The organism is Paenibacillus apii (assembly GCF_011043685.1).
GTDB classification, from domain to species: Bacteria; Bacillota; Bacilli; order Paenibacillales; family Paenibacillaceae; genus Paenibacillus_AQ; species Paenibacillus_AQ sabinae.
In genome coordinates this window covers 25,860-47,419 of the sequence record NZ_JAAKGU010000015.1, presented here as the reverse complement: position 1 = coordinate 47,419, position 21,560 = coordinate 25,860, and the positions used below count along the sequence as shown (strand labels likewise).

The window sequence follows — 21,560 nt, the reverse complement described above, 5'->3', positions numbered from 1 at the left end:
GGCGTAGGGGGTGGAAGGAATGGATATTTTTCTGAAAGTGCTGCTTCTGATTTTTTCTATTGGTCTGATTACGGTGGTTCTGCTGCAAAAGGGCAAGAGCGCAGGCCTTGCAGGCGCCATCTCCGGCGGTGCTGAGCATCTGTTCGGCAAGACGAAAGCGCGCGGCATGGAGCTCGTACTGCAGCGTGTAACGGTTGCACTGGCGGCGGGATTCTTTATTCTGTCCATTATTGTTGCCGTCGTGGTTAAATAACATAGACGAATGGAAAACCTTCGCTCTTCACGATGGAGCGGGGGTTTTTTTGTAACCGGCGGGAAGGGATGCCGGGGATTGATTTCGTGTATACTAGGGTATGAAGTATATAAGACATAAAGTACATACCAGCCGTCGGCCTCCCGCCGCGGCGGGCCGAGGTGACGAAGATGATAACACAAGAGAATCTGCTGAATTTCATGCGGGAAACCGCTTATAAACCAATGACGTATGAGGAATTGATCGACCATTTTCATTTCGCGGAAGAAGAGAAGCTGAAGGAGTTCAACGTGCTGCTGAGCACCCTGGAGCAGGAGGGGCGGATCGTGCTGACCCGTACCCGGCGCTACGGCGTGCCGGAGCGGATGGACTTGCTGCGCGGCCGTCTGCAGGCCCATGCGAAGGGCTTTGCTTTTCTCATTCCCGACGACCGGGACCATCCCGACGTGTATATTCATGCCAACGATATCAAAAGCGCCATGAACGGCGACATCGTGCTTGTCCGGATTACATCGCGCAGTCATGCCGGTGGCCGGATGGAGGGCGAAGTGGTGCGTATTGTGCGCCGGGGCGTGCTGCAAACGGTCGGCGTGTTTCAGAATCTGGAGACTTATGGCTTTGTGCTGCCGGATGATAAGCGGATCAACCGCGATATTTTTATCCCGAAGGAATCGTTTAACGGTGCGGTAGACGGTGAAAAAGTCGTGGTCCGCATCGTGAATTATCCGGAAGGCCGTGCGGCGGCGGAAGGGGAAATTATCGAGATTCTGGGACATAAAGACGATCCCGGCGTCGATATTTTATCGGTTATCCGCAAGCATCAGCTGCCGGAAGCTTTCCCCGAAGAGGTTATGGCCGAAGCGCTTACCGCTCCCGACTCCATTACGGAAGAGGAAATTGTAAGACAGAACCGCCGCGACCTGCGGGGCCTGAATATCGTCACTATTGACGGAGAAGACGCCAAAGACCTGGATGACGCGGTCAACGTCGCCCGTCTGGAGAACGGCCATTACAAGCTTGGCGTACATATTGCCGACGTCAGCTATTATGTGCGCGAGAACTCGGCGCTGGATAAGGAAGCATATGACCGGGGCTGCAGCGTCTATCTGGTCGACCGGGTAATTCCGATGCTCCCGCATCGTCTGTCGAACGGCATCTGCTCTTTGAATCCGCAAGTGGACAGGCTTACCATGTCGTGCGATATGGAATTTGACGAGAATATGAAGGTTGTCAAGCATGATATTTTTACCAGCGTGATCCGCACCAAGGAACGCATGACTTACACCAATGTGCGCAAGATTCTGCTGGATGAAGATCCCGAGCTGCTGAAGCGCTACGCCCCGCTGATTGAGGACTTCCGGCTGATGCAGGAAATTGCGATGAAGCTGCGGGATGCGCGGATGAAACGGGGAGCCGTTGACTTCGACTTTCAGGAAAGCAAAATCATCGTCGACGAGAACAGCAAAGCGGTCGATATCGTAAAAAGAGAACGTTCCATCGCCGAGCAGATCATTGAGGAATTCATGCTGGCAGCGAACGAGACGGTGGCGGAGCATTTCCACTGGCTGAAGGTGCCGTTCCTGTACCGGATTCATGAGGACCCGGACCCTGAGAAGCTGCAGAACTTCATGGCTTTTGCGGCCAATTTTGGTTATCACGTTAAGGGCCGGGGCAATTCCGTCCATCCCCGCGCGCTGCAAAAGCTGCTGGAGGATATTCATGGCACGAAGGAGCAGACGGTCATCAGCACGATGATGCTCCGTTCCATGAAGCAGGCGAAGTACGATGCGGAGAGCACGGGGCATTTCGGGCTGGCTGCCGAATATTATTCGCACTTCACATCACCGATCCGGCGTTATCCCGACCTCGTGATTCACCGGGTCATCCGCGAGGTGCTGGAGAGCGGCGGAGCGCTCGGCGAGAAGCGCCATGAATATCTGGCGAGCCGGATGCCGGATATTGCCCAGCAGTCCTCCGAGCGCGAGCGCGTCGCGGTGGAAGCGGAGCGGGATACGGAGCAGCTCAAGAAGGCGGAGTACATGCTGGACAAGGTCGGCGAGGAATTCGAGGCGATGGTCAGCAGCGTGACCAGCTTCGGCATGTTCGTCGAGCTGGAAAATACCGTCGAAGGGCTGATCCGTCTGAGCAACCTGACGGATGATTACTACCACTTCGACGAGGGTCATATGGCGCTCATCGGGGAGCGCACCTCGAAGGTGTTTCGCATCGGCGACGAGGTGAAGATCCGCGTCGCCAAGGTGAACATGGACGACCACACGATCGACTTCGAGCTGGTCGACATGAAGCCGCGCGCGGCTGGCGAGCGGCGCAGCGGAGGTTTTAGCGGCGGCGGCCGGAACGGCAAAGGTGGCCGCGACCGCAGAGGCGGCCACGGCGCGGCGGCCGCAGGCGCCGGGAGCGGCAAGAGCCGCGGCGGCGGTAAGGGCGGAGCCGCCGCCGCAGCGGGCGGCCGTGGCAAGCGTGGCCGTGGCGGGCGCGTGCACGGCGGCGGCCAGGCCGGAAGCGGCGCGGCATTCGGTGGCGCCGAGCGTGGCGGCCGGGGCAATGGCGCCGTCGCCACCGGCGGTGAACCGGGCGCCGGGGCTCGCGGCCGGAAGGCCGAAGCTGGGGATGCCGGCGGTTCCCGCGGCGGCATCAGCTTCAGCTTCGGCTCCGGCAAGGGCGGCTACGGCGCGCCGCCAGGGAGCCGCGGCGACGTGTACACCGGTGTCGACGGTGAAACGAAGTTCCGCACCCGCGAGGATCTCGGGGGCGATTTCGGCGGCGGCGGAGGCAAGAGCCGCCGCAAGAGAAAATCCCAAAACGGCGTCTTCATCGGCGACTCCGTAACCCCGGGCAACGTGGAGCTGTCGGCTCCGCTCGGCGAGAAGCGAAAGAAAAAGAAGAAGAAGAAGCAAAACTAACCCGAACATAAAAGCGGAAGCGCCAAGCTCCGTATGAGATCCCGTAACGATTGCGTGCCTCTTGGATAATGACCGCCGCCGAGGAGTCGGGCGGGTCATTGGCCGCGAAAGACCCCATTTACCGTCGCTAGATGGATAATGGGGTCTTTGTTTTGTACTGTCATCCGATGTGGGATGGCGGAGGACAGCCGTCTTCATGATGTTTTTTAGAGTATGTACAACGTTTTATGGCGCTGCTCCGTCTTATCTGTAGAAAGGCTGGAGAGAGAGGGGGAGGCCATGTTCAGTGGGGAGATGACAAAGGTCACTTTGGCCAGCGTGGGGACCGAGGCGCAGTTTAGCGATGCGGTCAGGCTTCACCGGGAGCTGCTGTATGGGATTGCCTGCAGCTACTTGCGCAACCGAAGCGACGCGCTGGAAGCGGTCCAGGAGGCGATTTGCCGGGCTTGGATCAAACGAACAACGCTGAAAGATTCCAAGGCGTTTAAATCATGGATCATTCGGATTCTAATCTACGTCTGCATCGATGAGCAGCGGCGTAGGAAGCGAATGGTTCCGTTGGAGGACAAGGATCTGGCCGGACAGGTGACGGATATCGGACACGGGCGGCTGGAGATGCTGTCGGTGCTGGAGCGTATCAGGCCCAAGTACCGGCATGTGCTGCTGCTCAAATATTATAATGACCTGACGATCCCGGATATAGCGGCGATTCTGCAGAAACCGGAAGGAACGGTGAAGACCTGGCAGCATAAAGGACTGAAGCAGCTGCGTGCGATTATGGAAGAGGAGGAACGAGCATGACGATGAACCGGGAAGAGCGGGCGATGCTCGCGGAGGCGGCGGATCTGCATGGAAGCAGGCCGCATGGGGACGACGCGATTCAGATGCGGGACATTGAGGAAGCCATCCGGCGGGCCGGAGAAAGAGTAAGGAAACGGAGGCGTGCCGGGGGTCTTGCGGCGGCGGTCGTCACGGCAGCGGTGGCAGCTGGGTTGTTCGCAGGGCCCGGTAGCCTTTTGCCCGCAGCGTTCCAGGCTACGGAGGCCGGTCCAGCCAGTGATGTGCCGAAGGGGCTGGCGCCATTTTTCTCGTGGAATCCGGATGCCATTCCGAGTACGCTGACCTACGCCTGGAGGCATCGCTATGTTCAGCCGCTTGATGTAAAAGCCAGTCAGGACGGATACGGCATTGTCGTCCATGGCGTGATTGCCGACCGCAATCAAATCATGCTGCTGTATACGGCGACGTCCGCGCCCAATCGGGAGATCTACGGCATCTCTAATCTGAAGCTGAGCAGCAGCTCCACCGGAGCGGCGATGGGCAACGGGAACTATGGCTCATACAGCAATCAGCGGGAGCGGAGCAGTCTGCAGTCTTACCGGGGCATCAGCAAAATCAGCCTCGACCCCGCCGCCATCGCCGACCGGCCGAGCCGGATTTGGGCCGATTTTCAGATCGGGGCGGTGCCGGCCGGCCGGACGAAGGGCTGGAACCACTCGGACATGTCCATCGTCAAATTCTCGCCGAGGCTGAAGGTGGCGATCGACCTCGATCCGAGGTTCTGGCAGGCCGAGCCGGTGACGGCGCTGTCGGAGCAAACCGTGACCATTCAGGGTCACGCCTTCCGGGTCAAACTGGAGGCGTACCCGATCAGCACCAAGGTAACCTTCCTGATGGATGATACGCTGCTTAAGGATGCTGATTTCAAAAAGTCCTTCGTGCTCTCCAACGAGCTCCAGTTCTCGATATATACCCGGGATAAGGGGAATCGGGAAGTGCAGCAGATCGGGTCCCAGACCGGCGGCTGGATGGAGGAAGGGTTCCAATTCGTGATGGACAGCCGTTTTTCCATGGATAAGCCGAAGTCGGTCCGGCTGAACTTCCCGAAGGTTCCGGGAACGCCGGATCTGATCTTTAACCTTAGCCCGTAAACCGGCGCTGCTTGCTGTGGTGAGGCATTCATGCCGAAGTGATATGGCTACCTTACCTGAGGCGAGGTAAGCCCATGCTCCCTGTAATCTGGATGCTGTCCGGATGCCGCTGGCGGGTTAGGGCTTTCCTTGCGTTTATGGGAACGCTTTTGATACAATATAATTCTAGTGCCTACGGTCCTTAACGTATATGAAGCGACTGGATGTGGGGGCGGCTTGTTTTAATATTCGATTCAAGGAGTGATTGTCATGGGTAAAAAAGCAGACGGGAAAGTGCTCGCCCAGAACAAAAAGGCTTCCCATGATTATTTTATCGAGGACACCTACGAGGCGGGCATGGTGCTGACGGGAACGGAGATCAAATCGCTGCGCAATGGCCGTGCGAATATCGGGGATGCGTTTGCCACGATACGCGGCGGCGAGATTTTTGTGCATAACATGCATATCAGTCCATTCGAGCAGGGCAACCGCTCCAACCCGGACGACCCGACGCGCACGCGCAAGCTGCTGCTGCATAAAGAACAGATCAGCAAGCTGCTCGGGCATTCCAAGCAGGAAGGATATACGATTGTGCCGCTCAAGGTCTACGTGCGCAACGGCTACGCCAAGCTGCTGCTTGGCATCGGCAAAGGGAAGAAACAGTATGACAAACGCGACTCCGCCGCCAAACGCGACGCGCAGCGCGATATCCAGCGGGCACTACGCGAGAAGCAGAAGATCGCAAGATAAGCGGCAATTCTGGGATGGAACCTCGGGCGCTCTCTTTGTTCGGGCAGCGTCGGTGGCAATCTAAACCTAAGTTTCCTGCAAGATCTATGTGATTAAGCTGCAAAATGTGATATACTCTTTTATGTAAGACTTAATGCTTCAGTTTATCTTTTGGCCTTATGGCGTGAAGGATAATGGATATGGATCGCTCTTGCCGGCGGTTCCCTTGATCCAGGAAGCCCTTTTAATGAGGGGCCGTTTTTGGATTCGACGGGGGTAGTTCGAGCATGGGTAGCGAGTAGTGGGGACGCGTCCGCTTCATCAACGCTAAAGCCAATTAAACGGCAAACAAAACAACAACTTAGCTTTCGCAGCTTAATAACCTGTGAGCTAGCTCCTACCTTCCATCGCCCATGTGGCGGGCTAGGGGCTCAACTTTAGTGGGATACGCCGCTTGGTCTCCGCCTGGGGTCAACGGAAGAAGATAATCAGGCTGACCTGAAGGGAATCCGGTGACAGGGAGTCTCTAGGGTGACATCAAATCTGTCACTACACTCGTAGAAGCTTATGTGGCGTTATCTTCGGACAGGGGTTCGACTCCCCTCGGCTCCATATGGAGAAGAAAAGACACCTTGAGGGGTGTCTTTTTTGATAGCTACAGGGTTTGAATCGTTTAAGCTTGCCAAGACTTCATCTGTCGTTTCCGCGGAGTGGAAAGGACATGGGGACTCTCCGGGACGGTCTCCCGTGCATGGATGGTTTAACTCTATTTTGCATGTTCATCTGGCTGATGAATACCAAAAAGGTTCCCTTCGGTATCCATGTAATACCCTTGCCACGCCATTCCGGGCAGAGCATACTTGGGCAAGGCGACCTGGCCTCCGAGCCGGAGGATTTTGGCTTCAGTCGCATCATAATCTCCTACTCCCATGGTACATGCATATCCATTCACAGCCTGACCGGGTTGTGGGGAAGCACCTTGACGCTGCATCAAAGCCCCGTTGATTCCGGGTTCCTTTGCATCACCTGTTACGGCTCCCCAATAAGGCATTCCGGCATAGTCACTCCAGTCCTCAAAGGTCCATCCAAATACTTCGCCATAAAACTTCTTAGCACGCTCCATGTCATCTACATGAATTTCGAAATGAATGAGTCTGCCCATGATTTCCTCCTATAGTTTGACTTCCTGCCTTCTTCTATTATACTTTCCTTTTTTGTAAAATATATAAAATTTAATTCAAAATATATCGTGGTCCGTGCGAGAATGTGTAATAGGTCATGAGCATCTCCTCATGTAAAATATGAATGAAATCAATTTGCTTTACTGTATAATGAAAATTATCTTAAAACAAGAAGAGTAAAAAGATTAGCAGAATCGAGAATGATGCAGTCATAATTTTAAACGGGGAGCGGATTTTTGACATGTAGGGCCTTAGAGACACCGAATTGTCGCAGGCGTACCGATCATGGATTTCTCCCCTTAACCTGTTTTAACGCCGCTACAATAAGAAAGCTAACAATCACTAATAAGAGCCATGAACTCACCTTTCCCAGATGAACGAGACTCCATGCCTCGGTTTGGTTCGGGTATTGCCAGGCTCCGAAGAACGTTGCGATATTTTCGGCGATCCATATAAAAAATCCGATAAGCACAAAAGAAAGCGCGAGCGGAATACGGTAACGGGCTTCGCCAACCTCATATATGACCCAAGACTTCCAAAAGACGATAATCACAAGTCCGGATAACCAAAAGCGGACGTCCATCCAATAATGGTGGGTAAAAAAGTTCAAATAAATCGCTGTTGCAAGAGGTACAACTATCCAAAACCGTGGCCACTTCACCAGTTCAACTTTAAATCTCCTCCACGCCTGGCATAGATAACTCGCTACGCTTGCGTACATGAATCCGCTGTACAAAGGGACTCCCCTGATTTTGAAATAGCCTTCCTCCGGATACGACCAAGAGCCCATATGTACCTTGAAAAGTTCAAGAGTAAGCCCGATCAGGTGGAACAAGGTGATCACCTTTAGTTCATCCCGTGTCTCAAGACCGGAACGTACCATCCACCACTGCATCAGAAGACAGAGGATGAGCAGCCAGTCATACCGCGGCAGGAAGGGAAGCGGCAGGTTTTGTGTCAAAGCCAAAGAGGAAAAAATCACGACAGGAAACAAACAGGATTGGGCCTGCTCTGAGCCAAAACGAACGAGTTGTTTTAGTGCTCTCATGATTTGGGTCTCCAGCTTACTGTGTGTCTTCATCGCTTCGGTATTCTAAAAGATCTCCGGGTTGACATGCCAAAGCCTCGCAAATCGCCTCTAAAGTGGATAATCGGATCGCCTTTGCCTTTCCATTTTTCAATATCGAAAGATTAGCCATCGTGATTCCGACCCTCTCCGAAAGTTCGGTAACGCTCATTTTCCTTTTAGCCAGCATCACATCAATATTGATGATAATCGCCATTGTTTTCACCTCAGACCGTTAAATCATTTTCTGATTTTATATCGATGGCATTTCTCAATAGCTTTTGAAGAACGGCAGCAAAGACCGCAACCACAATGGAGGCAAAAACAATGACCAATCCGAGTACGATGAGACCCGGGGCGTCGTCTTTCTCCGCTATGAGATATACAAGTGGCATGCCTGCCGCATACAAGATGCTGATTGTGATTGCACAGTATTTGATAATCTTTAGAGCACTTACGGATCGTTCCGAGAAAGCCTTGTTCTTGTCAATATAGCTTAAAAGTCTTAAAGCCTGAGCCAAGGCAACGAAAAACGGTATCGCCGATGCATACATAACGCTTAAAAGGGGATATACCCAATAAGCTGGATAATGTTCTACTGCTTCATTAGCGATGGAAGGCAACCCCAATATACACAAAGCAAGAATTGGCAATCCAATAAGAAACACAGCTGCCTTTAAAAAGAGTGTTTCCCGTTTCATAAAAAGCACCTCACTTGTTTATTGTCAAATAGGACTTTAACACATTATTTATCGATTTACAATAAATAATTATTGATTTTAATTACATCATTGTTGTTATTAAATAGTTTAGACGACAGAATGAAACCATTTTTGAAAGGAGGGTGTGGCGGGATAGGGGCGGGGCTTTAGTGGGACACGCTTTCTAGTCTCCGCCAGGGGTTATTGCTGTTCATTTTTTCTTGCGCCTGCAGGGAATTGTTGAGCGTATCACGGCGAGTGATCAATCCGGGTAACAGCAGACTTAAATAAACAAGCCCAGATTCATCTGGGCTTGTTTATTTAAGTCTAAAAGTCAACCTGCATCGAAACCGCATTCCCGCTGCAATGGGAGTTTATTCTTCTTTTATTATCGTTTTACTCTTTCTGCTTTTCCAAATGGTAACCACAATGGAGGAAACGGTTAGAAGCAAAAAGATTAATGAAATGGGATGAGTGAAGAAAGGGGTGATTTCCGAATTGATCTGCAAAGCCTTCATTAGTTCCTCTTCCGCTTTTGGACCCAGGAGCAGGCCCAAAATGATCGGACCTATAGGGACGTCTATTTTATCCAATACATAACCAATTAATCCGAAAATGACGACCATCCATACATCAACCATCTGGTTGTTCAATGCAAATGCTCCCAAGCAGCTGAACACAATAACGCTCGGAACGAGTACCGCCATCGGAATGTAGGAAATGCGGACCAGTAAAGGCAGCAAGGCGGTTTGGGTAATCAGCAGCATAAAGGCGCTGAGCAAGAGGGCGACGAAAATGGATTGGGCCAGAACCGGCTGGGCTTGAAACAATCCGGGTCCTGGTGTAATTCCGTGCAAAATCAGGACACCCAGCATGACCGCTGAGGCCATGTCTCCGGGAATGCCAAGCGTAATCGAAGGGATAAACGATCCCCCGGCGTTTGCATTGTTGGACGCTTCAGATGCGATAATTCCGCCCGGATGCCCTGTGCCGTATTTTTCCTTGTCTTTGGCAAACTTTTTAGCCTGGTCATAGGCAATGAAGGCGGCGGTTTCCGCTCCGGCGGCAGGCAGCGCTCCGATCAAGACGCCGATAATCGATGATTGTACGACGACAAATTTCTCCCGAATCATATCTTTACATACTTGCAGCATCGGGATGCGAATGTTTGCTTTCGTTTTGGGTTTACTAATTGGATTTCGCAATTCTTCTATATTTTTCAGCAGCGTGGATAATCCAAAAAGTCCCATGAGAGCGGGCAGTGGTGCAATTCCCGAAGCCAGACTGTCCATACCGAAGTCGAATCGGAGCTGACCGTTCGGATCATATCCGATTGTGGCAATCAATAAACCGAACAATCCCGCGATTAGCCCCTTAAGTAGCGATGCACCGCTCAACCCGGCAATGAGCGTCAATGCGAATACCATGAGAGAGAACACTTCCCAGGGACCGAATTTAAGTGAAATTTTTGCCACCAGAGGACCAAAGAAAAACAAAATGATCGCTCCGAATATTGTACCGAAAACCGACGCTATGATGCCCAGGCCAAGCGCCCGTCCCGACTCTCCCTTCTGAGACATGGGGTGTCCGTCGAACATGGTGGTCACCGCCGACGGCGTTCCGGGGATACCGATAAGAGTGCTTGTTACCAAACCGCCGGACGCGCCGCCGGTATAGATGCCGATCATCAAGGTCAAGCCTGAGATCGGGTCCATGCCAAAAGTAAAAGGCAAAGCAAGTATGATAGCGGTCGTAAAGGTGAGCCCCGGTATGGTGCCGGCAATGATTCCAGCTAACGTTCCGATAAACAAATAAAAAAGATTGGCCGGTTTAAGGACCTCATAAAAAGCCTGTAGGACGTGTACGTAATCCATGCGTATTCACTCCTGTGTATCATACTAAGGCAGGATAACCTGCAATTCATTCTCGAAAATAAACTGAATGACAAAAGTTAAAATCAAAGACAAAGGAATATATAAGAAAAGCTTTTTCTTGACAAACGAGACATTGAGTACAAGATATCCGACAAAAAGGAACAAAACCGTGCTTGGAAAAAATCCTAGAGTCGGCATCAAGATCAAATAAATCATAAACCATGCGAACATAAAAGGTACGCGCCAATGATGCCGCAAGAAAGCGATTGAAGCTCCTTTAGCGCCTTTGCCCTGTTGATTACTTTTTTTTAGGAAGCTTGATACTAGAAGGATTAGCGAAGAGAAGATGAGCGCATAAATGATTATTCTTGGGAAAAAAGCGGAGGAAACGGCTTGTATGCCAGATTTCTCCGCAAAAAGCCGGGAATTGAAAAGAAAAATCCCGGCTATGGTTAATGTAACGATTGAAAAGATTTTGTCTGCCATAGAAATACCCCTTACTTCATTTTGTCTGCAAGCTTGGCCATTTCCGCGTCGAGATCTTTCACAAAGGTGCTGAACTCGTCATGCGGCACGAACTTCGGATTGCTGCCCAAGTCTTTAATTTTCTTCTGCAGCTCCGGATCTGCCAAAGCTTTCTCGTATGCGTTGTCCAGCACATCGAGAATTTCGGCCGGAGTTCCTTTCGGTGCAAACATTCCACGGGATACCGGAAGGGAGAAATCGATACCCTGTTCAATCATTGTAGGCACATTCGGCAATGCGGCATCGCGCTCCGTGTTTACGATACCGAGCGGTACCAGATCGCCCGACTCAAAATACCCTTTACCGGATGCGTAGTCGGCAACCATACCTTCGACCTGATTGGCGACCATGGCGGCATATTGTGGCCCGGTACCCGGATAGTTTACGTATTTCAACGATTTCGTATCTACGCCCGCTTTGTCCAAAAGCGACGCAATGGTGTAGTGGTCCTCGGATCCGACCGTATAGGCCCAAATCACTTTACCGGGATTTTTTTTCACATAATTGATAAAATCGGTCATGTTTTTGACATTGTTCTTTTGGGAGAATTCTTTGGTGACTGCAGGAATGTGCGGGGTGGACGTAATCTGGGCGATGCCTTCGAAAGAAGAAAAGCCGTAATCTACAATTCCGGTATGCTGCGCTGCGGCAACAACCTGGTGAGATCCGAGAATCGTATAGCCGTCCGGAGCGGCATCTTTTACATACCTGGAACCAACAGTTGCCGATGCGCCTGCCATATTGACAGGTACAATCGGTTTGCCCAGATGCTTCTCGGCGTAAGAGGCGACCAACCGGAACAATACATCGGAACCACCGCCCGGCGGATAAGGGATAACCATTTTAACGGGTTTTTCAGGAAACTTAGTGCTAGTCTCTTTTGCAGACCCGGCTGCAGAACCTGTCCCAGAGTTAGATCCCCCGGATGATACTGAGTTATTGGAACAAGCGGTAATAAGAATCAAGCACAAAACTAACATACCAACCAGCTGCAACCTCTTCATGAGTGTACCATCTCCCCTAAATGTGATATTTATCATTACAATATAAGTCATATTACATTACGTCAATACTTTTTTGATAAAAAGTAACCAAATTTGAAAAAACACATACATTTTGATTGATATATAATAAATTTATTACAAAAGGTAACCGTTTTCATATATTTTGTTTCATGTTGGATATAAATGGTTGATCGATATTGGTCAAAATGTATAAATAAGGTGGCGGTAATGGTTTGAATGTGATAGAAAACATGACATTATAGAGAACGCTTCTTTTCAACTTCCTTCTTTATTTGCTACAATCCTAAATATGAGGATAATGGGGTGATACCAAATATGTTGGATCAAATAGACACGCTTATTTTGCACCAGCTTTCCAAAAACAGCAGATTGTCTTACGTCGATCTAGCCAAAGAAGTCGGTTTGTCGAGGGTGGCAGTCCGGGAACGGATCGACAGGCTTATAGAAGAAGGAATTATTGAGCAGTTCTCCATCGTCATCAATGCGGAGAAGTTAGGAAAGAAGGTTTCCGCTTTTCTGGAAATTGATGTAGAGCCGAAATATTTCGAAAGTGTAGCGGAAATGTTGATGGCAAACCAGAAGGTTGCCGTTCTGTATCAAATGACAGGCCCCTGCACGCTCCATATGCATATCCTTGTGGAAGATCATCAGGCTTTGGATCGATTTCTGCGGGATTCGGTATATTCCATCGAAGGAATTGTCAGAGTGGAAAGTCATATTTTGTTGAGGAGATTCAAAGCTCAGGATGGTCTTAATATTTGAGGGAGTGAATCGTGGATTTAAGATTTGGCTCCATACCATGCGAAAAACACCGATCCGTTGGACCGGTGCTTTTTTGCATCTAAACTAGTAGAGGGGAATTTTTTTTGCGGGGATTATTTAATCGAATTCCGTTTTTTAAGCTTCTGCTAATATTGATAGGTTAGAATCGTTGAATGTTACCCAGAAATAAGGGGGGAGGACAATAAAATGCCGCAACGAACCTTGACGACATTGGATTTGCAGGCTGCCCCGCAGACCGACTTGCTCCCGACGAAAAAGAAAGAACGGATCGAAGAAATAACCCTGTTAAGGGCGTTTGCGTTTCTCGCCATTACCATGCAGCACAGTATAGCGGAATATATTTACCGAAGCGATATTTTACAGTCCGATGCTATCATGCTGACGATGCTTTTTGATTTCACACGTTTCGGGACGCCGACATTTGTGTTTCTTTCCGGGCTGCTGCTGTTTTACAAGAACAACGGCAAGCTTTCCTATTGGCCTTTTGTTCGAAAAAGGCTGGTGGATATTTACTTACCGTTTGTATGCTGGACGGTCATTTATTGGATCGCCGTACAGGGGGTTGCATTCGGTCAATTGGGAAATCCGGCAGACTGGCCGAGGACGCTGCTCCATGAGCTGTTCCTGCCGACCTACGGTTATCATCTGTGGTTTATTCCAATGATTTTCCAATATTATCTCTTATTCCCGCTGTTTGTGCTTGCAATCCAGAAGGTGCGCCAAAAGCTTCAAGCGATGCCGGGAGGAGCATCCTTCCCCCGCGTGTTTATGATCGTTGCCGCGATAGGTGCGTTATACGGCATCCTGATGTGGTTATCCAGTAACCGGATGCCGGACTGGGCGACCGATTGGGGCGGGATCTGGGCGAGCGTACTCTCTTACCGGTCGTACTATTTTGTTTTTTACTTTTTCTACTTTCTGCTTGGTGCGGTTTGCGCCTTTGGACTTCAGCGCTGGCGGCGTTTTGTGGAAGATGGCTTTATCTGGTACGGATTTGCATTTATTGCTCTGTACATCTGGCAAGGTTATGAGATCCTTAACCATTCCACGGAAACCATAAACCTGAACTATGCCGGATACTTGAGGCCTTTTACCTTCGTTCTTATCGTGTCCCAGCTGCTACTGCTGTACGGTATTATACGGTTCGTGCAGACAAGGGGAGGAGCAGCGTGCAGTATCTTCCGCTTTATCGGCACGTATTCCTTTGGCGGTTTTCTCGCGCATGCCTTCGTTCTGATGCTGATCAGCTTCATCACCAGGCCGCTTTCGCTCACCGGGTACCATCTGCCTGCGGCTGTCCTTACCTTTGCGCTAACGGCGGCGGGTTCGATCGCGCTTGCCAAGCTGCTCAGCAAGCTGTCTTTCGGGCGGTGGCTTGTCGGACCGACAGGGAAGCAGGCGAACCGAAACCAGGTAAACGCCAGGCCAGCGCAGCAAACCTTTCCTCAATAAAGGCCACGCCCCGGCTCCATATAGCAGCGAAAGACACCCGGAAGGGTGTCTTTTTTTGTTGATTTCTTTTTCGGACATGATAAACTATACAAAAAGTTATAAAGTTATAACTGTTATAAGGTATAACTTATTAGAGTGTGATCATAATATGAAGGGAGGGTATCAAAGTGAATGGAGCGATCAAATTGAGCCAGGAGAAATCGGTAACGAAACGTTATTCCCGAAAAATAGGTCGAATGGGAAATAGCCTTGGTGTGAGCCTCCCTAAAAGTCTTGCCGACAAAATGAATGTGGTGCAAGGCGATGAGATCGAGTTTATTGAGACGGACGAAGGTGAGGTTTTGCTGAGAAAAGTCCGGCATGTGGAGCTGCCTGAACATGTCCGCCCTGAGGTGCTTGAGGCATTCTACGATATTTTTGAAGAAGATAGACAAATATTTGATGATCTAAGGGATCGGTAATATGACTATTTTTTTGACGAAAGAAGAAATCGTTGCAGCCCACTATTATATGATGAGAAAAATGAATGACGCGGATCAGGCAGGCATTAAAGATCATGCCTTGCTTGACTCTGCTGTACATAGACCTGAGCAAAGTCTGTTTGGTGAAGATGCTTACCCGTCATTGTTTGAAAAAGCAGCCGCTCTATTGGAATCCTTAGTTAAAAATCATTGTTTTCATAATGGGAATAAGCGAACGGCTTATCTTGCAGTTAAGTCTTTTTTGATGGTAAATGGATATCTTTTAAGGATGGAGCGTTTGTTTGCTGTTGAGTTCATCGTGGATATTGCCAAAGGCGAATATACATTTGGACAGATAGCCAGTATTCTCCGTGAACACTCGATAGAAATATAGTAGTTCTATTAGGCTTGGGTAAAACCACAACTTAGCAGAATCGAGAATGATGCAGTCATAACTTTAGACGACCATTGTGGAGGTATTTTTATCATGAGTAGAAGCTTTCTCATTTTGTATGGAGTCGGCGGCAGTGGACCCGATCATTGGCAAACATGGTTGCAGCAAGAGCTGGTGAAGCAAGGTGAAAAAGTCCGGTTTCCTGACTTTCCAGACAAAGATCAACCAGACAAGGATGTTTGGCTCGACTATTTATCTTCTGTTTTTGAAGAAGTTCCGCAAGATGAAGAAGTAATCGTTGTGGCTCACAGCTTAGCGTGCATCATGTGGTTTCACTACGTGGCTTCACATCCGAAACGAAAAATTCAGAGAGCCATTCTGGTAGCGCCACCTTCACCATTTTTGGAATATGAGCCTGTGATGACGTTTTTTCCTGTACCGGAAAACTTGGTTGAGATTGCAACGGTGGCGGAAAAGACGCTGTTTGTTTTATCCTCAACAGACCCTTATTGTTCGGTAGAAGATGCTTCTCAATATTTAGATTTAGGGATTCCTTGCGTTATGCTGCCTAAAATGGGACACATCAACGTAGAAGCGGGCTACGGTCCATGGCCGTGGATTCTCGATGTATGCTTGAACCAGCAGGTTACTCTATGAAAGAGAGGATGAACAAGCTGCTTAATGATCAGTGATTATGATCAAGAGGTTACAGCCGGGCATTGTAAAAAAACTTTTGGTAAAAAAACGAGTCGAACAATTAAGTTTAAATGCTGGGTTTAGGCATTTTTTGCACAAAGGGACCTTTAAAAACCATCGCACGCTCGTTGATTTCGGCGTATTTTCAAGCAGCCTTGGCTTGACCCTGCGAATTGTGGATTTGGTACACCACGATTTCGGCCCCATACAAAAACCCGCTCCGGGAGCGGGCTTTTTACATGTAAGGACTCAAAATATAACCGGATTGTCGCCCCCAGATTGTCGGAGTTCCAACGTACCTATCATAGATTTTTCCCCTTAACCTGCTTTAACGCTGCTACGATAAGAAAGCTGACAATCACTAATAAGAGCCATGAACTCACCTTTCCCAGATGAACGAGACTCCATGCCTCGGTTTGGTTCGGGTATTGCCAGGCTCCGAAGAACGTTGCGATATTTTCGGCGATCCATATAAAAAATCCGATAAGCACAAAAGAAAGTGAGAGCGGCATACGGTAACGGGTTCCACCAACCTCATATGTGACCCAAGACTTCCAAAAGACGATAATCACAAGTCCGGATAACCAAAAGCGGACGTCCATCCAATAATGATGGGTAAAAAAATTCAAATAAATCGCTGCTGCAAGAGGTACAACTATCCAAAACCGTGGCCACTTCACCAGTTCAACTTTAAATCTCCTCCACGCCTGGCAAAGATAACTCGCTACACTGGCGTACATAAATCCGCTGTACAAAGGGACTCCCCCAATTTTGAAATAGCCTTCCTCCGGATACGACCAGGAGCCCATATGTACCTTGAAAAGTTCAAGAGTAAGCCCGATCAGGTGGAACAAGGTGATCACCTTGAGTTCATCCCGTGTTTCAAGCCCGTAATGCACCATCCACCACTGCATCAGAAGGCAGAGGATGAGCATCCAGTCATACCGGGGCAGGAAGGGGAGCGGCAGGTTTTGTGTAATAGCCAAAGAGGAAAAAATCACGACAGGAAACAAACAGGATTGGGCCTGCTCCCGGCCAAAACGAACGAGTTGTTTTAGTGCTCTCATGATTTGGGTCTCCAGCTTACTGTGTGTCTTCATCGCTTCGGTATTCTAAAAGATCTCCGGGTTGACATGCCAAAGCCTCGCAAATCGCCTCTAAAGTGGATAATCGGATCGCCTTTGCCTTTCCATTTTTCAATATCGAAAGATTAGCCATCGTGATTCCGACCCTCTCCGAAAGTTCGGTAACGCTCATTTTCCTTTTAGCCAGCATCACATCAATATTGATGATAATCGCCATTGTTTTCACCTCAGACCGTTAAATCATTTTCTGATTTTATATCGATGGCATTTCTCAATAGCTTTTGAAGAACGGCAGCAAAGACCGCAACGACAATGGAGGCAAAAACAATGACCATTCCGAGTACGATGAGACCCGGGGCGTCGTCTTCCTCCGCTATGAGATATACAAGTGGCATGCCTGCCGCATACAAGATGCTGATTGTGATTGCACAGTATTTGATAATCTTTAGAGCACTTACGGATCGTTCCGAGAAAGCGTTGTTCTTGTCAATATAGCTTAAAAGTCTAAAGGCCTGAGCCAAGGCAACGAAAAACGGTATCGCCGATGCATACATAACGGTTAAAAGGGGATATAGCCAATAAGCCGGATAAGTTTCTACCGCTTCCTTCGCTATGGCAGGCAGTCCCCATACGCACAAAGCAAGAATAGGTAATCCAATAAGAAACACAGCTAACTTTAAAAAGAGTGTTTCCCGTTTCATAAAAAGCACCTCACTTTTTTTGTCAAATTAACTTTAGCACGATATTTATTGTTTTGCAATAAATTATTATTGATTTTAATTACATTATTGTTGTTATTATTTTTTAAATGGAGGGTGGGCTGCGCCAGCAATGCTTTTAGGTGACATCGAATTCAGGGTGTGCGAATATGGATATGCCCTATTCCAATATTTTGAAGGAGTTGTTGGGAGTGCCAGTAGAGTTTGAAGGGTTCTCTATTAAACAAGTATTTATAGATAACTTGATGAATGGATCTCTTGCGGGGCTGCAAGTCATACCGAGGCGAGTGGCCAATGTTAACATTCAACCGCCGGTGGAGCCATTTCAATCGCTGCATGGAATGCAGTTTTTTGGGGCACATTGTAGCCGTTTTGGGGAGGATAATTGGAAGCGGCAAAAAAAGCAGGGACCCAAGGGCCGCCTGCTTTTTCTCAACATTTTGATCTAGGTATTGATCACAAATTCCTTACTTTCTTTACGTTCTTTTGCAAATTCAGCTGTTGCTGTAAACAGTAAGTCGGAGGAGGAATTAAGAGCGGTTTCGAAAGAGTCCTGCAAAACACCGATGATGAAACCTACGCCAACGACTTGAATCGCAACATCATTCGGAATGCCGAATAAGCTGCACGCTAAAGGAATCAGTAAGAGAGACCCGCCGGCAACACCTGAGGCACCTGCAGCAGCTACGGCGGACAGGAGGCTAAGCATGAACGCCATCCCAAAATCCACTTGAATTCCAACCGTATGAACCGCAGCGAGAGTCAAGACAGAAATCGTAACAGCTGCACCCGCCATATTAATCGTAGCACCTAATGGGATGGACACCGAATACGTATCCTTATCCAGCTTCATTTCTTCACATAATCTCATATTGATTGGAATGTTGGCCGCTGAGCTGCGAGTAAAGAATGCGGTAATCCCGCTTTCCTTCAGGCAATAAAGAACAAGCGGATAAGGATTTCTCCGGATATTCAGATATACGATCAATGGATTAATAACAAAAGCCATAAATAGCATACATCCAATAAGAACAAGAAGCAGCTTACCGTAATCGAGCAAGGATGAAAGCCCATTTGCTGTAATGGAATCAAAAACAAGTCCCATGATGCCTAATGGTGCCAAGCTGATTACCCATTTGACGATTTGTGAAACCGCATCTGAAAAATTAGCGAGCAAGTCCTTTGTATGATCCTTGGCATTTCTTAAAGCTATGCCTAGAAAGATAGCCCAAGTCAGGATACCGATATAGTTGGCATTCATCAGGGCGTTAATCGGATTGTCGACAACCTTAAACAGCAAAGTCTTAAGTACTTCTATAATCCCATCAGGGGGAGTCAGGTCGGTGACACCCGTTACAAGCGACAAGCTTACCGGAAATATAAAACTGGCAACAACTGCGATTAGACCTGCCAAAAATGTACTTAAACCATACAGAACAAGAATCCTGTTCATATTCGTTTCGTGGCCCTTTTTATGTCTGGAGATGGCTGACATCACGATGAGCAGGACCAAAATGGGCGCAACCGCTTTTAATGCAGATACAAACAAGGAACCGAAAATGGTGATCCCTGTTGCATTAGGAACCGCTAAAGCCAAGACTATACCAGCTATAATCCCGACAAGTATTCGTTTTACCAGGCTTGCTTGGTTCCACTTGAATATTAATGTCTTCATTTATTCCCTCCGGTTTCAATATGGAAATATAACTAAGCCCAGTCATTATGCTTTATTGAGGCAAGTTTATATTTACGTCAGTTAGTTTATCACGAAAATTGCCGATTGTGTGCCGGGTGTAAAAAAACTATGCATATTCAAAGACTTCCTGCTTCTTCGGGGCTAATATTTTCCGCCTCTTTCCCGGGGCAGACGCCATTCTCCTGAACCCACGCCCACATCGCGGCAAAAATAGGCTGCAGACGCTGCCCGCGTTCGGTAAGTTCATATTCGACGTGCAGCGGTACACCAGGATAAAGCGTACGGGTGACAATTCCCTTATCCTCTAACAGCCGCAACCGGTCTGTCAACGTTTTCGGACTGATGGGGTGCAGCTTACGGCGTAATTCCCCAAACCGTTTGGTACCGTTAAACAGTTCGAGTAATAGTAAAAGCGTCCACTTTCCATCTAGAATCTCAAGGATGGGTTCAATAGCACCTGGACAAGATCGATCTATCATACGGCTTTCCCTCCATAGTTCATTTTTTGAAACTATTGCACTTTTCTGTAACTACTTTTCAAATGTACCATACTGCGATTACTATTGAAATCAAGGGAATAAAAAAATTGAAAAGAGTGGCGGAGGGGAGGAACCCGCAAATGGAAAGACCGTTTGAAGTGGACCGGATGGAGTATCCATTCACCGATCGCTGGCTGCCTTACCGTGACGGTTATATTCATTACGTCGATGAAGGGCAAGGACCGACAGTTCTTCTCTTGCACGGTAATCCGACGTGGTCTTATCTCTATCGGAACGTCATCAAAGAGCTGCGCAGGGAATACCGTCTTATCGCTCCGGATTATCCCGGGTTCGGTATGTCGAAGGCCCCTGCCGGCTATCGCTTTACGCCGCAAGAGCAATCGGAAGCCATTCTTAATCTGATCCGCCGCTTGAATCTTAAGGATTTTGTATTAGTGGTTCAGGATTGGGGAGGTCCGATTGGCTTGAATTACGCGGTTAGGCACAGGAAAAACCTCCGGGGTATCGTCGTGATGAACACCTGGGCCTGGCCTGCAAAAATATTGCCGATGAAAATGTTCTCGCTCGCCATGGGAGGTCGGCTATTCGGGTACTGGCTTCAGACACGGCGCAATTTTTTCGCCAAAGTCATTGTTCCTCACGGTATTTACCATACCGATAAAGTTACGGACAGCTTGAGAAAAGCTTATACCGACCCATTCCCGACCCCGAAGTCCAGGATACCGACATGGGTCTTTCCCGGGCAGATCCGCAAGGCGCGATCATGGCTCGCCGACATTGAATCGAAACTGCCGAATTTGTCCGATTTGCCCGCACAAATTCTATGGGGATCGAAAGACAGTGCCGGCTTCCCGCCCGAACAAATGGCCAAATGGCAGAGATATTTACCGATGAACGAAACCGAGATTCTGGACGATGCCTCACACTATGTGCAAGAGGATCGGCCGGATCGGGTGGCCGCTTCAATCCGAAGAATATGGATAAGAACATAAGGAGGCGTACGATTATGAAAACGACTTTGTGGGCAACATTAACCGCTAACGGCAATTATGCGCAGTCCAGCTCCGAGAACCCGCCGAAAAAGGAAGCGCTGGACGACTTCGCGGCACACGCCATAGCAGCAGGAAACTTCATTGTCGGACGCCGGACTTTCGAGGGTATGCTCGAAAACGGGAGTGTCGGCGGTGGGCCCTTTGCCGATCTAGATATCGTAGTGGTATCCGGGAACGCTGGAGACCTTCCGGGGGTAACGGTTGCGAGATCGCCGCAGGAAGCCCTGAACTACCTGCAGCAAAAAGGACATCAAACCGCTCTCATAGGGGCCGGCGCTGATCTGCACAATGCCTTTTTAAGTAAAGGGCTTGTGGACGAAGTGATTTTTAATGTTGTACCTGTGATGGAGGGTAAGGGGTTAAACCTTCTGATCGACAAAGATAACTATCAATATAAACATGTGCAATTGCTGGACTGCAAGCCTCTTGGCAGCGGCGTGATACAACTGCGCTATGCGATGGACCGGTAAATGGGTTAAACTTAACGGAGAAAAGAGTCATTTCAGAGTATCTTCTGGGATGGCTCTTTTTTAT

General features: G+C 48.9%; 25 protein-coding genes and 1 other RNA gene. 14 read left to right on the top strand and 12 right to left on the bottom strand.

Going from position 1 to position 21,560, the window contains the following annotated elements; all coding sequences use genetic code 11:
- The first annotated feature begins 19 nt into the window (after nt 1-19).
- The 6 genes from secG to ssrA all read left to right on the top strand — a co-directional run bounded on the left by secG (nt 20) and on the right by ssrA (nt 6,431).
- On the top strand, nt 20-253 hold the full coding sequence (gene secG / locus G5B47_RS23290) for a preprotein translocase subunit SecG (RefSeq protein ID WP_025332711.1): 234 nt from the start codon (nt 20-22) through the stop codon (nt 251-253).
- A 170-nt stretch (nt 254-423) separates the two neighbouring features.
- Nucleotides 424-3,177: a ribonuclease R gene (gene rnr, locus G5B47_RS23285; protein WP_165103589.1), complete on the top strand. Its 2,754-nt coding sequence runs from the start codon at nt 424-426 to the stop codon at nt 3,175-3,177.
- Between the two features lie 279 nt (nt 3,178-3,456).
- Nucleotides 3,457-3,978: a sigma-70 family RNA polymerase sigma factor gene (locus G5B47_RS23280; RefSeq protein WP_165103587.1), complete on the top strand. Its 522-nt coding sequence runs from the start codon at nt 3,457-3,459 to the stop codon at nt 3,976-3,978.
- Nucleotides 3,975-5,108: a DUF4179 domain-containing protein gene (locus G5B47_RS23275; RefSeq protein ID WP_165103585.1), complete on the top strand. Its 1,134-nt coding sequence runs from the start codon at nt 3,975-3,977 to the stop codon at nt 5,106-5,108. The genes G5B47_RS23280 and G5B47_RS23275 overlap by 4 nt, the downstream gene beginning before the upstream one ends.
- A gap of 249 nt (nt 5,109-5,357) precedes the next feature.
- Complete coding sequence (smpB, locus tag G5B47_RS23270; protein ID WP_165103583.1) at nt 5,358-5,837, top strand: SsrA-binding protein SmpB; 480 nt, start codon at nt 5,358-5,360, stop codon at nt 5,835-5,837.
- 230 nt (nt 5,838-6,067) lie between these two features.
- Nucleotides 6,068-6,431: a transfer-messenger RNA gene (ssrA, locus tag G5B47_RS23265) on the top strand.
- Between the two features lie 151 nt (nt 6,432-6,582).
- Here ssrA and G5B47_RS23260 read toward each other — a convergent pair.
- The 7 genes from G5B47_RS23260 to G5B47_RS23230 form a co-directional block, all read right to left on the bottom strand.
- Nucleotides 6,583-6,978, bottom strand: a complete 396-nt coding sequence (locus G5B47_RS23260) for a VOC family protein (RefSeq protein ID WP_165103581.1) — start codon at nt 6,976-6,978, stop codon at nt 6,583-6,585.
- Between the two features lie 302 nt (nt 6,979-7,280).
- Nucleotides 7,281-8,045 (bottom strand): DUF817 domain-containing protein, encoded by a 765-nt coding sequence (locus tag G5B47_RS23255; protein WP_165103579.1) that lies wholly within the window; start codon nt 8,043-8,045, stop codon nt 7,281-7,283.
- Between the two features lie 16 nt (nt 8,046-8,061).
- Nucleotides 8,062-8,280 carry a helix-turn-helix domain-containing protein gene (locus G5B47_RS23250; RefSeq protein ID WP_165103556.1) on the bottom strand — a complete coding sequence of 73 codons (219 nt, stop codon included), beginning with the start codon at nt 8,278-8,280 and terminating at the stop codon, nt 8,062-8,064.
- Nucleotides 8,281-8,290: 10 nt separating this feature from the next.
- Entirely contained in the window at nt 8,291-8,764 is a 474-nt protein-coding gene (locus G5B47_RS23245; RefSeq protein WP_165103577.1) for a DUF2975 domain-containing protein, read from the bottom strand.
- Between the two features lie 374 nt (nt 8,765-9,138).
- Nucleotides 9,139-10,638, bottom strand: coding sequence for a tripartite tricarboxylate transporter permease (locus tag G5B47_RS23240; RefSeq protein ID WP_165103575.1), 1,500 nt, complete (start codon nt 10,636-10,638; stop codon nt 9,139-9,141).
- A 24-nt stretch (nt 10,639-10,662) separates the two neighbouring features.
- A complete protein-coding gene (locus G5B47_RS23235; RefSeq protein WP_165103573.1) occupies nt 10,663-11,124 on the bottom strand; it encodes a tripartite tricarboxylate transporter TctB family protein in 462 nt (153 codons plus the stop codon).
- An 11-nt stretch (nt 11,125-11,135) separates the two neighbouring features.
- A complete protein-coding gene (locus G5B47_RS23230) occupies nt 11,136-11,966 on the bottom strand; it encodes a Bug family tripartite tricarboxylate transporter substrate binding protein (RefSeq protein WP_165103571.1) in 831 nt (276 codons plus the stop codon).
- A 537-nt stretch (nt 11,967-12,503) separates the two neighbouring features.
- On the opposite strand from G5B47_RS23230, the gene G5B47_RS23225 reads away from it, so the two are divergent.
- From G5B47_RS23225 to G5B47_RS23205, 5 genes are all read left to right on the top strand, one after another.
- Complete coding sequence (locus G5B47_RS23225; protein ID WP_165103569.1) at nt 12,504-12,950, top strand: Lrp/AsnC family transcriptional regulator; 447 nt, start codon at nt 12,504-12,506, stop codon at nt 12,948-12,950.
- Nucleotides 12,951-13,157: 207 nt separating this feature from the next.
- Entirely contained in the window at nt 13,158-14,423 is a 1,266-nt protein-coding gene (locus G5B47_RS23220) for an acyltransferase (protein ID WP_165103566.1), read from the top strand.
- 167 nt (nt 14,424-14,590) lie between these two features.
- On the top strand, nt 14,591-14,884 hold the full coding sequence (locus G5B47_RS23215; RefSeq protein WP_165103564.1) for an AbrB/MazE/SpoVT family DNA-binding domain-containing protein: 294 nt from the start codon (nt 14,591-14,593) through the stop codon (nt 14,882-14,884).
- A gap of 1 nt (nt 14,885) precedes the next feature.
- Nucleotides 14,886-15,278, top strand: coding sequence for a type II toxin-antitoxin system death-on-curing family toxin (locus G5B47_RS23210; RefSeq protein WP_165103562.1), 393 nt, complete (start codon nt 14,886-14,888; stop codon nt 15,276-15,278).
- Between the two features lie 93 nt (nt 15,279-15,371).
- Nucleotides 15,372-15,935 carry an RBBP9/YdeN family alpha/beta hydrolase gene (locus tag G5B47_RS23205; protein WP_165103560.1) on the top strand — a complete coding sequence of 188 codons (564 nt, stop codon included), beginning with the start codon at nt 15,372-15,374 and terminating at the stop codon, nt 15,933-15,935.
- A 341-nt stretch (nt 15,936-16,276) separates the two neighbouring features.
- Here G5B47_RS23205 and G5B47_RS23200 read toward each other — a convergent pair whose 3' ends face one another.
- Genes G5B47_RS23200 through G5B47_RS23190 form a run of 3 tightly spaced genes read right to left on the bottom strand, consistent with a single transcriptional unit; the run spans nt 16,277 to nt 17,760 of the window.
- Entirely contained in the window at nt 16,277-17,041 is a 765-nt protein-coding gene (locus G5B47_RS23200; protein ID WP_165103558.1) for a DUF817 domain-containing protein, read from the bottom strand.
- Between the two features lie 16 nt (nt 17,042-17,057).
- Nucleotides 17,058-17,276, bottom strand: coding sequence for a helix-turn-helix domain-containing protein (locus G5B47_RS23195; protein ID WP_165103556.1), 219 nt, complete (start codon nt 17,274-17,276; stop codon nt 17,058-17,060).
- A gap of 10 nt (nt 17,277-17,286) precedes the next feature.
- Nucleotides 17,287-17,760, bottom strand: coding sequence for a DUF2975 domain-containing protein (locus tag G5B47_RS23190; RefSeq protein WP_165103554.1), 474 nt, complete (start codon nt 17,758-17,760; stop codon nt 17,287-17,289).
- Between the two features lie 167 nt (nt 17,761-17,927).
- Here G5B47_RS23190 and G5B47_RS23185 point away from each other — a divergent pair, with 167 nt between their 5' ends.
- Nucleotides 17,928-18,227 carry a hypothetical protein gene (locus tag G5B47_RS23185; protein WP_165103552.1) on the top strand — a complete coding sequence of 100 codons (300 nt, stop codon included), beginning with the start codon at nt 17,928-17,930 and terminating at the stop codon, nt 18,225-18,227.
- On the opposite strand, the gene sstT is transcribed toward G5B47_RS23185, so the two are convergent.
- Nucleotides 18,224-19,453 carry a serine/threonine transporter SstT gene (sstT, locus tag G5B47_RS23180; protein WP_165103549.1) on the bottom strand — a complete coding sequence of 410 codons (1,230 nt, stop codon included), beginning with the start codon at nt 19,451-19,453 and terminating at the stop codon, nt 18,224-18,226. The two genes, G5B47_RS23185 and sstT, sit on opposite strands and share 4 nt — an antisense overlap.
- 137 nt (nt 19,454-19,590) lie before the next feature.
- Nucleotides 19,591-19,953, bottom strand: a complete 363-nt coding sequence (locus G5B47_RS23175; protein WP_165103546.1) for a winged helix-turn-helix transcriptional regulator — start codon at nt 19,951-19,953, stop codon at nt 19,591-19,593.
- Between the two features lie 140 nt (nt 19,954-20,093).
- On the opposite strand from G5B47_RS23175, the gene G5B47_RS23170 reads away from it, so the two are divergent.
- Together G5B47_RS23170 and G5B47_RS23165 are read left to right on the top strand one after the other, a co-directional pair.
- Nucleotides 20,094-20,966: an alpha/beta fold hydrolase gene (locus tag G5B47_RS23170; protein WP_165103543.1), complete on the top strand. Its 873-nt coding sequence runs from the start codon at nt 20,094-20,096 to the stop codon at nt 20,964-20,966.
- A gap of 14 nt (nt 20,967-20,980) precedes the next feature.
- Nucleotides 20,981-21,496 carry a dihydrofolate reductase family protein gene (locus G5B47_RS23165; protein ID WP_165103541.1) on the top strand — a complete coding sequence of 172 codons (516 nt, stop codon included), beginning with the start codon at nt 20,981-20,983 and terminating at the stop codon, nt 21,494-21,496.
- The last annotated feature ends 64 nt before the right edge of the window (nt 21,497-21,560 follow it).

What these genes read in the sequence shown, in the direction of transcription:
- secG (WP_025332711.1), top strand. Translation starts at nt 20, where the DNA reads ATGGATATTTTTCTGAAAGTGCTGCTTCTGATTTTTTCTATTGGTCTG.
- rnr (WP_165103589.1), top strand. Translation starts at nt 424, where the DNA reads ATGATAACACAAGAGAATCTGCTGAATTTCATGCGGGAAACCGCTTAT.
- G5B47_RS23280 (WP_165103587.1), top strand. Translation starts at nt 3,457, where the DNA reads ATGTTCAGTGGGGAGATGACAAAGGTCACTTTGGCCAGCGTGGGGACC.
- G5B47_RS23275 (WP_165103585.1), top strand. Translation starts at nt 3,975, where the DNA reads ATGACGATGAACCGGGAAGAGCGGGCGATGCTCGCGGAGGCGGCGGAT.
- smpB (WP_165103583.1), top strand. Translation starts at nt 5,358, where the DNA reads ATGGGTAAAAAAGCAGACGGGAAAGTGCTCGCCCAGAACAAAAAGGCT.
- G5B47_RS23260 (WP_165103581.1), bottom strand. Translation starts at nt 6,978, where the DNA reads ATGGGCAGACTCATTCATTTCGAAATTCATGTAGATGACATGGAGCGT.
- G5B47_RS23255 (WP_165103579.1), bottom strand. Translation starts at nt 8,045, where the DNA reads ATGAGAGCACTAAAACAACTCGTTCGTTTTGGCTCAGAGCAGGCCCAA.
- G5B47_RS23250 (WP_165103556.1), bottom strand. Translation starts at nt 8,280, where the DNA reads ATGGCGATTATCATCAATATTGATGTGATGCTGGCTAAAAGGAAAATG.
- G5B47_RS23245 (WP_165103577.1), bottom strand. Translation starts at nt 8,764, where the DNA reads ATGAAACGGGAAACACTCTTTTTAAAGGCAGCTGTGTTTCTTATTGGA.
- G5B47_RS23240 (WP_165103575.1), bottom strand. Translation starts at nt 10,638, where the DNA reads ATGGATTACGTACACGTCCTACAGGCTTTTTATGAGGTCCTTAAACCG.
- G5B47_RS23235 (WP_165103573.1), bottom strand. Translation starts at nt 11,124, where the DNA reads ATGGCAGACAAAATCTTTTCAATCGTTACATTAACCATAGCCGGGATT.
- G5B47_RS23225 (WP_165103569.1), top strand. Translation starts at nt 12,504, where the DNA reads ATGTTGGATCAAATAGACACGCTTATTTTGCACCAGCTTTCCAAAAAC.
- G5B47_RS23220 (WP_165103566.1), top strand. Translation starts at nt 13,158, where the DNA reads ATGCCGCAACGAACCTTGACGACATTGGATTTGCAGGCTGCCCCGCAG.
- G5B47_RS23210 (WP_165103562.1), top strand. Translation starts at nt 14,886, where the DNA reads ATGACTATTTTTTTGACGAAAGAAGAAATCGTTGCAGCCCACTATTAT.
- G5B47_RS23205 (WP_165103560.1), top strand. Translation starts at nt 15,372, where the DNA reads ATGAGTAGAAGCTTTCTCATTTTGTATGGAGTCGGCGGCAGTGGACCC.
- G5B47_RS23200 (WP_165103558.1), bottom strand. Translation starts at nt 17,041, where the DNA reads ATGAGAGCACTAAAACAACTCGTTCGTTTTGGCCGGGAGCAGGCCCAA.
- G5B47_RS23195 (WP_165103556.1), bottom strand. Translation starts at nt 17,276, where the DNA reads ATGGCGATTATCATCAATATTGATGTGATGCTGGCTAAAAGGAAAATG.
- G5B47_RS23190 (WP_165103554.1), bottom strand. Translation starts at nt 17,760, where the DNA reads ATGAAACGGGAAACACTCTTTTTAAAGTTAGCTGTGTTTCTTATTGGA.
- G5B47_RS23185 (WP_165103552.1), top strand. Translation starts at nt 17,928, where the DNA reads ATGGATATGCCCTATTCCAATATTTTGAAGGAGTTGTTGGGAGTGCCA.
- sstT (WP_165103549.1), bottom strand. Translation starts at nt 19,453, where the DNA reads ATGAAGACATTAATATTCAAGTGGAACCAAGCAAGCCTGGTAAAACGA.
- G5B47_RS23175 (WP_165103546.1), bottom strand. Translation starts at nt 19,953, where the DNA reads ATGATAGATCGATCTTGTCCAGGTGCTATTGAACCCATCCTTGAGATT.
- G5B47_RS23170 (WP_165103543.1), top strand. Translation starts at nt 20,094, where the DNA reads ATGGAAAGACCGTTTGAAGTGGACCGGATGGAGTATCCATTCACCGAT.
- G5B47_RS23165 (WP_165103541.1), top strand. Translation starts at nt 20,981, where the DNA reads ATGAAAACGACTTTGTGGGCAACATTAACCGCTAACGGCAATTATGCG.